The organism is Pseudomonas sp. H1_D05 (assembly GCF_054682705.1).
In genome coordinates, this window is record NZ_CP162825.1 from 2874228 (window position 1) to 2890423 (window position 16196).

At 60.5% G+C, this 16196-nt stretch carries 14 protein-coding genes; 13 read left to right on the forward strand and 1 reads right to left on the reverse strand.

Annotated features, from left to right (window positions below; translation table 11 throughout):
• Window positions 1-74 precede the first annotated feature (74 nt).
• The 7 genes from mreC to tldD all read left to right on the forward strand — a co-directional run bounded on the left by mreC (window position 75) and on the right by tldD (window position 10070).
• On the forward strand, window positions 75-1181 hold the full coding sequence (gene mreC / locus AB4O11_RS12810) for a rod shape-determining protein MreC (protein ID WP_460092316.1): 1107 nt from the start codon (window positions 75-77) through the stop codon (window positions 1179-1181).
• Window positions 1181-1672 carry a rod shape-determining protein MreD gene (mreD, locus tag AB4O11_RS12815; RefSeq protein ID WP_034154468.1) on the forward strand — a complete coding sequence of 164 codons (492 nt, stop codon included), beginning with the start codon at window positions 1181-1183 and terminating at the stop codon, window positions 1670-1672. The genes mreC and mreD overlap by 1 nt, the downstream gene beginning before the upstream one ends.
• Window positions 1673-1709: 37 nt before the next feature.
• Window positions 1710-2306 carry a Maf family protein gene (locus AB4O11_RS12820; protein WP_186624815.1) on the forward strand — a complete coding sequence of 199 codons (597 nt, stop codon included), beginning with the start codon at window positions 1710-1712 and terminating at the stop codon, window positions 2304-2306.
• Window positions 2307-2364: 58 nt separating this feature from the next.
• Window positions 2365-3822: a ribonuclease G gene (gene rng, locus AB4O11_RS12825; protein ID WP_034154470.1), complete on the forward strand. Its 1458-nt coding sequence runs from the start codon at window positions 2365-2367 to the stop codon at window positions 3820-3822.
• 75 nt (window positions 3823-3897) lie between these two features.
• Window positions 3898-7704: a YhdP family protein gene (locus AB4O11_RS12830; RefSeq protein WP_460130801.1), complete on the forward strand. Its 3807-nt coding sequence runs from the start codon at window positions 3898-3900 to the stop codon at window positions 7702-7704.
• A gap of 58 nt (window positions 7705-7762) precedes the next feature.
• Complete coding sequence (locus AB4O11_RS12835; RefSeq protein WP_099758001.1) at window positions 7763-8623, forward strand: carbon-nitrogen hydrolase family protein; 861 nt, start codon at window positions 7763-7765, stop codon at window positions 8621-8623.
• Window positions 8624-8627: 4 nt separating this feature from the next.
• Entirely contained in the window at window positions 8628-10070 is a 1443-nt protein-coding gene (tldD, locus tag AB4O11_RS12840; protein ID WP_034154473.1) for a metalloprotease TldD, read from the forward strand.
• 51 nt (window positions 10071-10121) lie between these two features.
• Here the strand turns inward: tldD and yjgA are convergent, their stop codons facing one another.
• Complete coding sequence (gene yjgA / locus AB4O11_RS12845) at window positions 10122-10646, reverse strand: ribosome biogenesis factor YjgA (protein ID WP_007915377.1); 525 nt, start codon at window positions 10644-10646, stop codon at window positions 10122-10124.
• Window positions 10647-10754: 108 nt separating this feature from the next.
• Here yjgA and pmbA point away from each other — a divergent pair, with 108 nt between their 5' ends.
• The 6 genes from pmbA (at window position 10755) to AB4O11_RS12875 (ending at window position 16122) form a co-directional block, all read left to right on the forward strand.
• Entirely contained in the window at window positions 10755-12101 is a 1347-nt protein-coding gene (gene pmbA, locus AB4O11_RS12850; RefSeq protein ID WP_460130803.1) for a metalloprotease PmbA, read from the forward strand.
• A gap of 251 nt (window positions 12102-12352) precedes the next feature.
• Window positions 12353-12760 carry a FagA protein gene (locus AB4O11_RS12855; protein ID WP_099758003.1) on the forward strand — a complete coding sequence of 136 codons (408 nt, stop codon included), beginning with the start codon at window positions 12353-12355 and terminating at the stop codon, window positions 12758-12760.
• Complete coding sequence (locus AB4O11_RS12860; protein WP_460130805.1) at window positions 12741-14117, forward strand: class II fumarate hydratase; 1377 nt, start codon at window positions 12741-12743, stop codon at window positions 14115-14117. The genes AB4O11_RS12855 and AB4O11_RS12860 overlap by 20 nt, the downstream gene beginning before the upstream one ends.
• A gap of 27 nt (window positions 14118-14144) precedes the next feature.
• The gene (locus tag AB4O11_RS12865; protein WP_016984162.1) at window positions 14145-14585 is read left to right on the forward strand and encodes a hypothetical protein; all 441 of its coding nucleotides are present in this window, start codon (window positions 14145-14147) and stop codon (window positions 14583-14585) included.
• Window position 14586: 1 nt separating this feature from the next.
• A complete protein-coding gene (locus AB4O11_RS12870; protein WP_116254665.1) occupies window positions 14587-15198 on the forward strand; it encodes a superoxide dismutase in 612 nt (203 codons plus the stop codon).
• 30 nt (window positions 15199-15228) lie between these two features.
• A complete protein-coding gene (locus AB4O11_RS12875) occupies window positions 15229-16122 on the forward strand; it encodes a ZIP family metal transporter (protein ID WP_460130807.1) in 894 nt (297 codons plus the stop codon).
• Window positions 16123-16196 lie beyond the last annotated feature (74 nt).

The following is a 16196-nucleotide window of genomic DNA, read 5'->3' on the forward strand; positions in this document are numbered from 1 at the left end:
TATGAATAAACAGAACATTTGCCTGGGAGGAGCGGCTTATTAAACCGCTTTTCGCCAAGGGCCCTTCGTTGGGCGTGCGCCTGTTGGTGCTGGCCGTGCTATCGATCGCGCTGATGGTGGTCGATGCCCGCTTTGACCTGCTCAAGCCTGCGCGCAAGCAAGCGTCGCTGGTGCTGATGGATGCCTACTGGATCACAGACCTGCCGGGTCGCTTGTGGGAAGGTGTCGCCAGCCAGTTCGGCAGCCGCACCGAGCTTGTCGCCGAAAACGAAAAACTCAAGACCGAAAACCTGCTGTTGCAGGGCCGCATGCAAAAGCTTGCCGCCCTTACCGAGCAGAACGTTCGGCTGCGCGAGTTGCTCAATTCTTCTGCACTGGTCAACGAAAAGGTCGAAGTGGCCGAGTTGATCGGTATGGACCCCAACCCGTTCACCCATCGCATCATCATCAATAAAGGTGAGCGCGACGGCGTGGTGCTCGGTCAGCCGGTGCTCGATGCGCGTGGCCTGATGGGCCAGGTGGTCGAGTTGATGCCTTACACCTCGCGCGTGTTGCTGCTCACTGACAGCACACACAGCATTCCGGTACAGGTCAATCGCAACGGGCTGCGAGCCATTGCCAGCGGCACCGGCAACCCTGAGCGCCTGGAATTGCGCCACGTCGCCGACACGGCGGATATCAAGGAAGGCGACCTGTTGGTCAGTTCCGGCCTTGGCCAGCGTTTCCCGGCAGGCTATCCGGTCGCGACGGTGAAGGAAGTGATCCACGATTCCGGTCAGCCGTTCGCCATCGTTCGCGCCGTACCGACCGCCGCGCTGAACCGCAGCCGCTACATGTTGCTGGTGTTCAGCGACAACCGCACCGCCGAAGAACGTGCCAACGATGCGGCGCAAGCGCAGGAAAATCTTGATGCCTTTGGCGGCGGCCCGATTATTCCGGCCACTGTACCGAAAACCGTGACCCCGCCTGCCGCAGCGGCTACGACGCCCGCGACGCCTGCCGCACCGACCGCTGCCGCTAGCGCCACACCGGCCAAACCCGCTGCAAGCAAACCGCCAGCGGCTGCCAAACCACCGGCAGCGACGCCGGCGGCGGCCAAACCTCCAGCTGCCCAGCCGGCTGCGCGACCTGCGGCCAAACCGCCAGTCAACGCACCAGCGACAACCGGGAGACAAGAATAATGGTCGGGGCTACCGCATCGCGTAACGGCTGGATTGTCTGGCTGACGTTTGTTGTCGGCATACTCCTGAGCGTGTCGCCATTACCGATTTTCATGGAAATCCTGCGCCCGCTATGGCTGGCCTTGCTCCTGACATTCTGGGCTTTGTATATGCCGCACACAGTGGGCATGGTTACGGCGTTTTGCCTGGGCCTGGCCGAAGACGTGCTGCAGGGCGATCTGCTCGGTCAGAATGCGCTGATCCTGACCCTGATCACCTTCCTCGTATTGTCATTGCAGCAACGCCTGCGGATGTTCCCGATGTGGCAGCAGTGCCTGGTGATTCTGGTGATCTTCGGCCTCGCGCAACTGGTGCAACTGTGGCTCAGTGCCTTGACCGGTAACCGTCAACCAACCCTGGCGCTGGTACTTCCAGCGCTGGTCAGTGCCTTGCTCTGGCCTTGGGTCAGCTTTGCCCTACGCGGATTGCGCCGACGCTACAAAATCAATTGAGCCGGTGAAGCAGGGCACTGAACAGGGAGATGTTTTGATGAAGCCGCTTTACCTCGCCTCCGGATCGCCGCGTCGCCGTGAATTGCTCACGCAGATCGGCGTTCCGTTCTCCGCCATCAGTGCGGATATCGACGAAACCCCATCACCCGAAGAGTTGCCCTCGGCCTATGTCGAACGCTTGGCGCGCGGCAAAGCCGAGGCCGGACGCCGCACGGTCGTGTCCACTCAGCCATTCTGCGTGCTGGGTGCTGACACTGCCGTGGTGCTGGACGGCAAAATTCTGGGCAAACCGGTGGACGAAGCCGATGCATGCGCCATGCTGATGATGTTGTCCGGCAAGGAGCATGAAGTGCTGACCGCCATCGCCGTGCTTGAAGACGAGCGCTGCGAGTCGCGGGTGGTGCGCAGTCTGGTGCGGTTTCGCGCGATCAGCATTGAGGAAGCGGCCGCTTACTGGGCCAGTGGCGAGCCACGGGACAAGGCCGGTGGTTATGGCATTCAGGGGCTCGGCGCGGTGTTTGTCGCGGGCCTCAATGGCAGTTACTCGGCGGTGGTCGGGTTGCCGATTTGCGAAACCGCAGAACTGTTAGGCCATTTCGGCATACCCTGTTGGCAAAACCTGAACGCGCAATAAGCGTCGTACGAATCCAGATGCGGCCATTATCGTGAACACGCCTGAACGAGATCCTGCCATGAGTGAAGAGATTCTGATCAACATCACGCCGATGGAGTCGCGCGTGGCGGTGGTCGAAAACGGTGTGCTGCAAGAAGTCCACGTTGAGCGCACACAAAAGCGCGGGATTGTCGGCAACATCTATAAAGGCAAGATCGTCCGCGTGCTGCCGGGTATGCAGGCAGCGTTTGTCGACATCGGCCTGGACCGCGCGGCATTCATTCACGCCGCCGAAATCTCTCTACGTGAAGGTCCTGCGGTCGAAAGTATCAGCGCGCTGGTGCACGAAGGTCAAAGCCTGGTGGTGCAAGTCACCAAGGACCCGATTGGTTCCAAAGGCGCGCGCTTGACCACGCAGCTGTCGATACCTTCGCGTTATCTGGTGTACATGCCGCGCACCGCCCACGTCGGCATCTCGTTGAAGATCGAAGACGAAGCCGAGCGCGAACGCCTCAAGCAGGTGGTCAGCGATTGCGTGGCCAAAGAAGGCATCAAGGAGGCCGGTGGTTTCATTCTGCGCACCGCCGCCGAAGGCGCTGGCGCCGATGAAATCCTCATGGACATCCGTTACCTGCGGCGCCTGTGGGACCAGATCAACGAGCAGATCAAAACCATCTCCGCGCCTAGCGTGATTTACGAGGACCTCGGTCTGGCGCTGCGTACGCTGCGTGACCTGGTCAACCCGAAGATCGAGAAGATTCGCATCGATTCCCGGGAAACCTTCCAGAAAACCACGCAGTTCGTCGCCGAACTGATGCCGGAAATCGCCGATCGTCTGGAACACTACCCGGGTGAACGACCGATTTTCGACCTCTATGGTGTCGAAGACGAAATCCAGAAAGCCCTCGAACGCAAGGTGCCGCTGAAATCCGGTGGCTATCTGGTGGTGGATCCGGCGGAAGCCATGACCACCATCGACGTGAACACCGGAGCTTTCGTCGGCCATCGCAACCTCGAAGAAACCATCTTCAAGACCAATCTCGAAGCGGCCACCGCGATCGCCCGGCAAATGCGCCTGCGCAACCTGGGCGGGATCATCATCATCGACTTCATCGACATGGAAGATGAAGAGCATCAACGCCAAGTGTTGCGCACCCTGGAAAAACAGCTGGAGCGTGATCACGCCAAGACCAACATCATCGGCATCACCGAGTTGGGCCTGGTGCAGATGACCCGCAAGCGTACCCGCGAAAGTCTCGAACAGGTGCTGTGCGAGCCGTGCAGCAGTTGTCAGGGGCGTGGCAAACTCAAGACTGCGGAAACCATCTGTTACGAGATCTTCCGCGAGATCCTCCGTGAAGCGCGCGCCTATCAGGCCGAGGGTTATCGGGTGTTGGCGAACCAGAAAGTGGTGGATCGCTTGCTTGACGAAGAATCCGGTAACGTCGCCGAGCTTGAAGGGTTTATCGGTCGCACCATACGCTTCCAGGTGGAAACCATGTATTCCCAGGAACAATATGACGTGGTGCTGCTCTGATCCCCTGCGTCACTTTTATTCCACCGCGGCTGGCCTCAGCTTTTCGCAGTATTTTTGCCATGGGAGCCAACTGACATGGAGCGTCTGACACGCATTCTGGCCACACTCACCCGCTGGGGGCTGGGCCTGTGCGCGTTGGTTCTGGTGTTGATGGCGTTGTACGTCAGTCTCGGTCGTGAGCTGACCCCGTTGGTGGCCGAATATCGCGCCGACATCGAAGACAAGGCGAGTGCCGCCCTCGGCATGCCGTTGCAGATCGGCGAACTTGAAGGCAACTGGAGCGGTTTTGCGCCGATCCTGCTGGCCCATGATGTGATGGTCGGCGCTGGCGCCAATGCGTTGCGTCTGGATCGAGTGCGCGCGGTACCGGATCTTTGGGCCAGCTTGTTGGCGCGCGAAGTGCGCATTGCCCATCTTGAACTCAACGGCCTGAAAATCAGCCTCAAGGAAGCCGAGGACGGCAGTTGGGCGCTGGAAGGTCTGCCGGTGCAGCACGATCAGCCGCTCGACCCGCAGCAACTGTTCAATCGTTCGCAAATGATTCAGCAACTGTCGGTGCTCGACAGTCAGGTAACTTTGCAACCGCTGGATCACGCGCCGCTCACCCTCACCTATGTCGGCCTCAATCTGAAAACCGGCGCCAGCCGTCAACGGCTCGATGCGCGTTTGACCTTGCCGGATGGCCAGCCCGTTGCACTGAGCCTGCGCACGCGGATTCGCCCGGAGCAATGGCAGGACAGTGTGGTGGACGGTTATGCCAGCCTGCCGCAAAGCGACTGGTCGAAGTGGCTGCCAGAGCGTCTTACCCAGCAGTGGAATTTTTCCGAAATCAAAGCCGGTGGCGAACTTTGGGTCAATTGGGCCAAGGGCACGCTGCAGAGTGCCGCGTTACGCTTGAATGCTCCGCAACTGACCGGCGCCTATGCCGATCGCAAGCCGATCCAGATCAATAATCTGGCGCTTAACGCCTACTACGAGAACAGTGATGAGGGTGCCACCATTACCCTTGATTCACTGGCGATGAGTTTTGGCGAAAACCGTTGGGAGTCTCATGCCCAACTGAAGCAGACGCGCGCGACCGACAAGGTGGACGAGCTCTGGCACTTGCAGGCGGATCGTCTCGATCTGACTCCGATCACTCCGTTGCTCAATGCGTTGGGGCCGTTGCCGCAAGCTTTCGCCACGGCCGTCGATCATCTGAAAGTCACCGGTGGCCTGCGTAACGTGTTGCTGGATTTTCGCCCCAATGCCACCGATGGCAACAAATTCAGTTTCGCCAGCAATCTGGACAATGTTGGTTTCGATGCCTATCACGGCGCTCCGGCAGCACGAAACGTCAGTGGTAGCCTCAGCGGTAACCTGGACGGTGGCGAGTTGCGCATGGACAGCAAGGATTTTGTCCTGCACCTCGACCCGATTTTCGCCAAGCCATGGCAGTACATTCAGGCCAATGCGCGGCTGACCTGGAAGCTCGACAAAGACGGCTTCACCCTGATCGCTCCGTACCTGAAGGTGCTTGGCGAGGAAGGCAAGATTGCCGGCGATTTCCTGATACGCCTGCATTTCGACCATAGTCAGGAAGACTATATGGACCTGCGGGTCGGTCTGGTCGATGGCGACGGTCGCTACACGGCCAAGTACCTGCCTCAAGTGCTCAGCCCGGCGCTCGACGAGTGGCTGCGTACGGCCATCCTCAAAGGTGCAGTCGATCAGGGTTTCTTTCAGTATCAGGGTTCGCTGAGCAAAAATGCCGGGGAGGCCGATCGCAGTATCAGTCTGTTCTTCAAAGTGCACGACGCTGAACTGGCGTTCCAGCCGGGCTGGCCGCACGTGAGCAAGGTCAGTGGCGACGTGTTCATCGAAGACAGTGGTGTGCGGATCGTGGCCGACAAGGGCCAGTTGCTTGACACTCAAGTCAGCGATGTCTTCGTCAATATTCCCCATGTGCCGGCCGGACAACATACGCATATGTTCCTCGATGGCGCCTTTGCCGGTGGGTTGGGGGATGGCTTGAAGATTCTTCAGGAAGCGCCGATCGGCACCGGTGAGACCTTTGCCGGATGGGAAGGGGCGGGTGATCTGCAAGGCAAGCTCAAACTGGACATCCCGCTGGACAAGGGCGGCGACCTGCCGAAGATTCTGGTCGACTTCAAAACCGCCAATGCGCGCCTGAAACTCGCCGAGCCGAAGCTTGAGCTGACCCAACTCAAGGGTGATTTCCGCTTTGACAGCGCCAAAGGACTCAGCGGGCAGAACATCGCCGCGCGGGCGTTCGACAAACCGGTGACCGCGCAGATCTTCGCTGATGGCAGCTCCGGCAAGCTCAAGACCCGGGTTGTCGCATCCGGTCAGGTCGAAGTGAAGAAACTCACCGACTGGCTGGGCGTGACGCAACCATTGCCGGTTTCCGGGACCATTCCTTATCAGTTGCAATTGAATCTGGACGGCGCCGACAGCCAGTTGATGGTCAGTTCCAGCATGAAGGGTGTGGCGGTGGATCTGCCGGCACCGTTCGGTATGGCGGCAGATGTCGGACGCGATACCGTGTTCCGCATGACTTTGCAGGGGCAGGAGCGACGTTATTGGGTCAACTACGACCAACTGGCCAATTTCACCTTCGCGGCACCGCCGAGCAATTTTGCCGAGGGCCGTGGCGAATTGTTCCTCGGTGCCGGCGAAGCGGTGCTGCCGGGCGCCAAAGGCTTGCGGGTTCGCGGGGTGCTCTCGGAACTGGACGTCGCGCCGTGGCAGGATCTGGTGAACAAATACGCCGGGCAGGATCCGGGCGGCAGCGCCAAGCAATTGCTCAACAGTGCTGATTTCAAAGTCGGCAAGCTCACGGCACTCGGGACCACGCTGGATCAGGCATCGGTGCAGGTCAATCGCAAACCAGGCGCATGGAATCTGGCTCTCGACAGCCAGCAGGCCAAGGGCTCGGGGAGCCTGCCGGACGCCAAGGGCGTGCCGATTGCGGTCAATCTGCAATACGTGAAACTGCCAGCACCAGACCCGACGGTGCAGGCTGACGAGAATTCGCCAGACCCTTTGGTTTCGGTGGATCCGACGAAGATTCCGGCGCTGGATATCACGATCAATCAACTGTTTCTCGGGCCGGATCTGGTCGGCGGCTGGTCGCTCAAAGTGCGACCGACCGCGAAAGGCATCGCCCTGAACAACCTCGACATGGGCCTCAAAGGCATCCTGTTGCAGGGCAATGGCGGCTGGGAAGGTGCGCCGGGGGCGACCAATAGCTGGTTCAAGGGCCGGATTGGCGGCAAGAATCTCGCCGATGTCCTCAAGGGTTGGGGCTTTGCGCCGAGCGTGACCAGCGAAGAATTTCATATGGACGTCGATGGCCGTTGGCCGGGCTCGCCGGCCTGGCTGGCGACCAAGCGCTTCTCCGGCACCCTTGATGCGTCGTTGAACAAAGGTCAGTTTGTTGAAGTGGAGGGCGGCGCGCAGGCGTTGCGAGTGTTTGGCCTGCTTAACTTCAACTCCATCGGCCGGCGTCTGCGTCTGGACTTCTCCGATCTGTTCGGCAAAGGCTTGAGCTACGACCGGGTCAAAGGCCTGTTGGTGGCAAATAACGGTGTGTATGTCACCCGCGAACCGATTCGCCTGACCGGTCCTTCGAGCAACATTGAGCTGGACGGTACGCTGGATCTGGTCGGTGATCAGGTGGACGCCAAGTTGCTGGTGACCTTGCCGGTGACCAACAACCTGCCGATTGCGGCGCTGATCGTCGGCGCACCGGCGGTCGGCGGCGCGTTGTTCCTGATCGACAAGCTGATCGGTGACCGCGTGGCGCGCTTTGCCAGTGTGAAATACACCGTCAAAGGCCCATGGAAAGAGCCGAAAATCACCTTCGACAAGCCTTTTTGAACAGCCAGCCACTGAACCGATGGAGTAGCATGGCCGCATATCTCTTGCGGAGTTCGCCATGTCTTTAGCGGTGATTCAAATGGTCAGCCAGAGCGACGTGCTGGCCAATCTGGCCCAGGCCCGGCGCCTGCTCGAACAGGCAGCGGCCGGTGGCGCGAAGCTGGCGGTGCTGCCGGAAAACTTCGCCGCCATGGGCCGTCGCGACATCGCTGATATCGGCCGCGCCGAAGCATTGGGCGAAGGGCCGATCCTGCCGTGGTTGAAACAGACCGCCCGCGACCTCAAGTTATGGATAGTGGCCGGCACCTTGCCGTTGCCTCCAGTGGATCAGCCGACGGCCAAAGCCAACGCCTGCTCGCTGCTGGTCAATGAGCATGGCGAAATCGTTGCACGCTATGACAAGTTGCATCTGTTCGATGTGGATGTGGCGGACAATCGCGGCCGTTATCGCGAATCCGATGACTATGCTTATGGCAGTGGCGTTGTCGTTGCCGATACGCCCGTGGGGCGAGTCGGTCTGACCGTGTGTTACGACTTGCGCTTTCCCGAGCTGTACAGCGAATTACGTGCCGCCGGTGCCGAGTTGATTACCGCACCGTCAGCCTTTACTGCGGTGACCGGCGCAGCGCATTGGGATGTGCTGATTCGCGCACGCGCCATCGAGACACAGTGTTATGTGCTTGCCGCAGCACAAGGCGGAACCCATCCGGGACCGCGAGAAACGTTCGGCCATGCGGCAATCATCGACCCGTGGGGCCGGGTGCTGGCGAGTCAGGATCAAGGCGAAGCGGTGTTGTTGGCCGAGCGCGATAGCAATGAACAAGCGTCCATCAGGGCGCGAATGCCGGTGACGCGTCATCGGCGGTTTTTCTCGCAGGGCGCACAGCGGCCTGCCTCAGAACACGAATTTAAGGCGTAAACCTATGAGCGAGTTGTTGTCCTCAGTCAGTGATCACCTGTTGGCGCCCGGCGGCGTGACGATCGAGAGCCTGCAAGGCGTGCTCGGCGACCTGGCCGGCCCCGGCATCGACGCCGCCGACCTGTATTTCCAGGGCCAGATTTCCGAATCCTGGGCGCTGGAAGACGGCATCGTCAAGGAAGGCAGCTTCAACCTTGATCAGGGTGTCGGCGTGCGCGCGCAGTCCGGTGAGAAAACCGGTTTTGCCTACAGCAACGCAATCACCCTCGAAGCCCTCGGTGCAGCGGCCCGTGCCGCGCGTTCGATCTCCCGGGCCGGGCAGAACGGCACAGTCCAGGCGTTTACCACTCAAGATGTTGCACAGTTATACGCGCCGGATAACCCGCTGGAAGTGTTGAGCCGCGCCGAGAAAGTCGAGCTGCTCAAGCGCATCGATGTCGCCACCCGCGCACTTGACCCGCGTATCCAGCAGGTCAGCGTCAGCATGGCGGGTGTGTGGGAGCGGATTCTGGTGGCGTCCACCGACGGCGGTCTGGCCGCCGATGTGCGTCCACTGGTGCGTTTCAACGTCAGTGTGATCGTCGAACAGAATGGCCGTCGCGAGCGTGGCGGGCATGGCGGCGGCGGGCGTACCGACTACCGTTATTTCCTCGCCGAAGACCGCGCCATGGGCTATGCCCGTGAAGCGCTGCGTCAGGCGCTGGTAAATCTGGAAGCGATTCCTGCACCGGCCGGTACGTTGCCGGTGGTGTTGGGTTCGGGCTGGTCCGGTGTGCTGTTGCACGAAGCCGTCGGCCACGGTCTCGAAGGCGACTTCAACCGCAAGGGCAGTTCGGCCTACAGCGGCCGCATGGGCGAAATGGTTGCCTCGAAACTTTGCACTATCGTCGATGACGGCACCTTGAGCGGCCGTCGCGGTTCGCTGAGCGTCGACGACGAGGGCACCCCGACCGAGTGCACCACGCTGATCGAAAACGGCGTACTCAAGGGCTACATGCAGGACAAGCTCAATGCGCGTCTGATGGGCGTGGCCCGCACCGGTAATGGTCGTCGTGAATCCTACGCGCATCTGCCGATGCCACGCATGACCAACACTTACATGCTCGGTGGCGAAAGCGATCCGGCAGAAATCATCGCGTCGGTGAAGAAGGGCATCTACTGCGCCAACCTCGGCGGCGGTCAGGTCGATATCACCAGCGGCAAGTTTGTGTTCTCCACCAGCGAGGCGTACCTGATCGAAGACGGCAAGATCACTGCGCCGGTCAAAGGCGCGACGTTGATCGGCAACGGCCCCGAGGCGATGAGCCGGGTGTCGATGGTCGGTAACGATCTGGCGCTGGACAGCGGTGTGGGCACGTGCGGCAAGGATGGGCAATCGGTGCCGGTAGGTGTCGGTCAGCCGACGCTGAAAATCGATGCGATCACCGTGGGTGGCACGGGCGCATAAGAGGAGGTGGAGCTTCGGGTGGCGCGCAGGGCGACCACCCGGTGGCGAATATCAACGCAGACCGCGTTGAGTCTCGTCCAGCTCACGGATGTACTTGAAGATCTTGCGGCTGGAAGCAGGAGGTTTGTTTTGCGCAACCTCGTGCTGAGCCTGACGGATCAGGGAACGCAGTTGCTGGCGATCGGCGTCCGGATACTCGACGACGAATTTTTCCAGCACGGCATCGTCGCCCGCGATCAGGCGATCACGCCAGCGTTCGAGATTGTGGAAACGCTCGTTGTACTGACGAGTCGAGGCATCGAGTTGATCGAGCAAGGTCAGAATTGCGTCAGTGTCCTGATCGCGCATCAGTTTGCCGATGAACTGCAAGTGCCGTTTACGCGCGATGTTCGCGGTGTGCTTGGGCGCATCGGCCAACGCCCGGCGCATAGCGTCGGTCAGCGGCAGTTTTGCGATCAAGTCTGGCTTGAGTGTTGTCAGGCGCTCGCCGAGGTCAACCAGAGCATGCAGCTCGCGTTTGACCTGAGATTTGCTTTTTTCTCCCGTATCGAGGGAGTCGTCGTAAGAATCAACCATGGTGGCAGTCCGCAAAGAAACGCCGCCATGATAACCAGTCGGGGGCCGCTTGTCCGGCCCGGTCGCTCGATGACCCCAGCCGAAAGCAGAATTTGAGTGGAGATGAGCATGAGTGCAGTTCAAAGCGTCGGCCCGCAGGCATTGCCGGCACTGCAGGAACAAGTCGAGCAGATCATCGCCGAAGCCAAGCGTCAGGGCGCCAGTGCCTGCGAAGTCGCGGTGTCGCTGGAGCAGGGGCTGTCGACATCAGTGCGTCAGCGTGAAGTCGAAACCGTCGAGTTCAACCGCGATCAGGGTTTTGGCATCACGCTGTATGTGGGCCAGCGCAAAGGCTCGGCCAGCACCTCGGCGACCGGCCCGGACGCAATTCGCGAGACCGTCGCGGCGGCACTGGCCATTGCTAAGCACACCTCCGAAGACGAGGCCTCGGGCCCGGCCGATGCGGCGTTGATGGCCAAGGAACAACACGATTTCGACCTGTTCCACGAGTGGGACATCACCCCGGAGCAGGCCATCGAGAAGGCCTTGCTCTGTGAAGCGGCGGCATTCGACGCCGATGCGCGGATCAAGAACGCCGACGGCACTACCCTTAGCACTCATCAGGGCTGCCGCGTGTACGGCAACAGCCACGGTTTCATTGGTGGCTACGCATCGACGCGGCACAGCCTGAGTTGCGTGATGATTGCCGAGGCCGATGGCCAGATGCAGCGCGATTACTGGTATGACGTAAACCGTCAGGGCACTTTGCTCGCGGATCCGGTAAGCATCGGCCAGCGTGCTGCGCAACGGGCGGCGAGCCGTCTGGGCGCGCGCCCGGTGCCGACTTGCGAAGTGCCGGTGCTGTTTTCCGCAGAACTGGCGGGTGGTCTGTTTGGCAGTTTCCTCTCGGCGGTGTCCGGTGGCAGCCTGTATCGCAAGTCGTCCTTCCTTGAAGGCACCCTGGGGCAGAAGCTGTTCCCGGAATGGCTGACCATCGATGAGCGTCCGCACCTGATGCGCGCGATGGGCAGTGCTTCCTACGACGGTGATGGTCTGGCGACGTATGCCAAACCGTTCGTCGAAAAGGGCGAGCTGGTGTCGTACATCCTCGGCACGTACTCCGGACGTAAACTGGGTATGCCGAGCACGGCCAACGCAGGCGGCGTACACAACCTGTTCGTCACCCATGGCGATGAAGACCAGGCTGCACTGTTGAAGCGCATGGGCCGTGGCTTGCTGGTCACCGAATTGATGGGCCATGGCTTGAACATGGTCACCGGCGACTATTCGCGCGGGGCGGCGGGTTTCTGGGTCGAGAATGGCGAAATCCAGTTCGCCGTGCAGGAGGTGACCATCGCCGGCAACATGCGCGATATGTTCAAGCAGATCGTCGCGGTCGGTAATGATCTGGAGCTGCGCAGCAACATTCGCACCGGTTCGGTGTTGATCGAGCGGATGACTGTCGCGGGCAGCTAAACCCCGGCCGTCAGACACAAAAGGCGCGCCACCTCATCGGGTGGCGCGCCTTTTTTATTGGCTCCATACAAAACCAATGTGGGAGCGAGCCTGCTCGCGAAAGCGATTTCACGGCCGACCGCAGTGGTGAGCGGCACGAAGCCTTCGCGAGCAGGCTCGCTCTCACAATGAGATCTGCATGGTTCGACGCTCTTGTTTTGGTTCTCATTATCATCTAATAATAAATCTCATTATCGGATGAGCCCCGGATCATGAGTTCTGCCTTGCACGAGCAGCCGTACCTCGAAAGCTGGCGCTGGATGAGTCGCCAGATCCGTTGCGCGATGGATCCCGACGAACCGCGCCTGATCGAACACTATCTGGCCGAGGGCCGGTATCTGGCCTGTTGTACGGCGACTTCTCCCTGGACCATCGCTGAAACCTCCTTCCATCTGCTGCTCGACACGGCCACCGACATCGCCTTGCCGTGGCATTGGCGCAGCTTCTGTCTCGATCAAGCCTGGCGTCCACTGCGTGAAATGGAGCGCCTGTCCCTGTGCAAATGCCGGCTCCAGCGTTGGCAACGCTATACCTGGCAGCTCGCCACCTGCGAACTGCTGCCCTCGATTCCTCTTATTGAACTGGTGCAAGGATTTTCAGATGACCAAGACACGTATTGAGCGCGACAGCATGGGCGAACTGCAGGTGCCGGTGGACGCTCTCTACGGCGCGCAAACCCAGCGCGCGGTGGATAACTTCCCGATTAGCGGCAAACCGATGCCGACGCAATTCATCCGCGCGCTGATCCTCGCCAAAGCCGCCGCCGCCCGCGCCAACGTTGAACTCAACCAGATCAGCGCCGCGCAGGGCAAAGCCATCAGCGACGCCGCGCAAGGCTTGCTCGAAGGCGACTTCATGCCGCATTTCCCGGTGGACATCTTCCAGACCGGTTCCGGCACCAGTTCCAACATGAACGCCAACGAAGTGATCGCCACCCTGGCCAGCCGTCTGCTCGGCGAGCCGGTCAACGCCAACGATCACGTCAACTGCGGCCAGAGCAGCAACGACATCATCCCGACCACCATTCACGTCAGTGCTGCGCTGGCCCTGCACGAACAACTGCTGCCGGCGCTGCTGCACCTGGTGCAAGTGATCGAGCACAAAGCCACGCACGTACATCGCCACGTCAAAACCGGCCGCACGCATTTGATGGACGCGATGCCGGTGCGCATGAGCCAGGTGCTGAACGGTTGGGCGCAGCAGCTCAAGGCCAACATCAGTCATCTGCAGGATTTGCTGCCAAGCCTGCAATCCCTGGCGCAGGGTGGCACGGCGGTCGGCACCGGGATCAACGCGCATCCTGAATTCGCCGCACGTTTCAGCCGCCAGTTGAGTCAATTGACCGACGTGGAATTCACCCCGGGCAAGGATCTGTTCGCGCTGATCGGCTCGCAGGACACCGCCGTCGCCGTCTCCGGCCAGCTCAAGGCCACTGCGGTGTCGCTGATGAAAATCGCCAACGACCTGCGCTGGATGAACTCAGGCCCGCTTGCCGGCCTCGGTGAAATCGAACTCGAAGCCCTGCAACCGGGCTCGTCGATCATGCCGGGCAAAGTCAATCCGGTGATCCCGGAAGCCACCGCCATGGTTGCCGCGCAGGTGATCGGCAACGATTCGGTGATCACCATTGCCGGTCAGTCGGGCAATTTCGAACTGAACGTGATGCTGCCGATCATCGCGCAGAACCTGCTGAGCAGCATCGAGCTGCTGGCCAATTCCAGCCGCTTGCTCGGCGACAAAGCCATCGTCAGCTTCAAGGTGAACGAGTCGCGCCTTAAAGAAGCGTTGTCGCGCAACCCGATTCTGGTGACCGCGCTCAACCCGATCATCGGTTACCAGAAAGCCGCCGAAATCGCCAAGCAGGCCTACAAGGAAGGCCGTGCGGTAATCGACGTCGCCCTGGAACACACCGACCTGTCGCGCAGCCAACTGGAAGAGTTGCTCAACCCCGAGAAACTCACCGCCGGCGGCGTGTAAACCCCGCAACCGCTTTGGAGGCTCACCATGGAGCACTGGAAACGCACGATCGAAAGGGCCAATCGCTGCTTCATGCTCGGCGAACTGATCGACGCCCGTGAGGCTTACCTGCAAGCCCTGGCCCTGGCGCAAGTGTTGTTCGAACGCTGGGCGGATGCCGACGAAGCGGTGGCGGCTTGCGTCATCTCCCACCACAACCTGGCCGATCTGCACTTGCGCCTGAATCAGCCGGAGGAGAGCGCCGAATACCTCTGCGCCATCCATCAACGCTTGTTGCAGACCATGCAGGACGAACGTCAGCGCCTCGCCTTGCGTGAAGCGGCGCTGCGCCAGAGCAGCAAGACTTACGTCGAGCTGTTGAATTTCATCAGCGAGCACGGTGAATACCCGCGCACCCAACGCCTGCTGCATCCGGATACCGGCAATGCGCGCCGCGCACCTGCCCCCCATCACCATGGAGTCCATTGAAATGGCTTTTACCTTGCCTGCCTTGCCTTACGCCTACGACGCGCTCGAACCGCACATCGATGCGCAGACTATGGAGATCCACTACACCAAGCATCACCAGACCTACATCAACAACCTCAACGCCGCCGTAGAAGGCACTGAATACGCCGAATGGCCGGTAGAAAAACTGGTCGCCAGCGTCAAGGATCTGCCGGAAAAACTTCGTGCGGCAGTGATCAATCAGGGCGGCGGTCACGCCAATCACTCGCTGTTCTGGGAAGTCATGGTGCCAAGCGGCGGCGGCAAACCAGACGGCGCGCTGGCCAAAGCCATCGATGAACAATTGGGCGGCCTCGACAGTTTCAAGGAAGCCTTCACCAAAGCCGCACTGACCCGTTTCGGCAGTGGCTGGGCCTGGCTGAGCGTGACCCCGGAGAAAAAACTGCTGGTGGAAAGCAGCGGCAACCAGGACAGCCCCTTGATGAACGGCAACACGCCGATTCTCGGCCTCGATGTCTGGGAGCACGCCTACTACCTGCGCTACCAGAACCGTCGGCCGGAATACATCAACGCCTTTTACAACGTGATCAATTGGCCTGAAGTCGCTGCGCGTTATCAGGCTGCGCTGGTTTAAGTCTTCTATAAAAACAATCCAAGGCTGACTATGGGCACTGAAACGCTGGCGATCGGAAGTGGGCGTATGTTTCGTTACGCAGTGGGATCGCTGTTGCTGTTGGCGGGCATGACTTTGCTGGTCGCCCACGGACTGGAATGGCTGAATCTCGAGCCGAGGCTCTTGCGCGCGTTGCAGGGCGGCGCGATCTGCGCCCTCTGCACGGCGCTCGGGGCTATGCCAGTGCTGGTGATTCGGCGGATGCCGCAGACACTCAGTGATACCTTGCTGGGTTTTGGTGCCGGGGTGATGCTGGCGGCGACGGCGTTTTCGCTGATCGTGCCGGGCATTGCTGCCGCCGAAAGCCTCGGACTGACACCGTGGGGTGCCAGCGGCCTGACCTGCTTCGGCATCATGCTGGGTGCGTTCGGGCTGTATCTGGTCGATCGCAAGGTTTCCGGCGCGTCCCCGGAAATGCTCGTCGGCACCGTCGAGCATCCGGTGATTCCACCACGGATCTGGCTGTTCGTGTTCGCCATCATTGCCCATAACATCCCTGAAGGCATGGCTGTCGGCGTTTCTGCTGGCGGCGGCATGCCGGATGCGGACAGCCTGGCCATGGGTATCGCTTTGCAGGATGTCCCGGAAGGTCTGGTGATCGCGTTGGTGTTGGCCGGGGCGGGGATGTCGCGGGTCAGGGCGTTCCTGATCGGTGCGGCGTCAGGTCTGGTCGAACCGGTGTTTGCGTTGTTATGTGCGTGGCTGGTCAGTCTGGCGCAGGTGTTGTTGCCATTAGGACTAGCTCTGGCGGCGGGGGCGATGTTGCTGGTGGTGACCCATGAAGTGATTCCCGAGTCGCGACGCAATGGTCATGACAAACTGGCCGGTCTTGGCCTGTTGATCGGGTTTTGTCTGATGATGGTGATGGATACGGCGTTGGGTTGAAGCAGGGTAAAAGATCGCAGCCTGCGGCAGTTCCTGCAGGGAACGCATTCCAATGCAGGCGCTGCAGCAGGCTG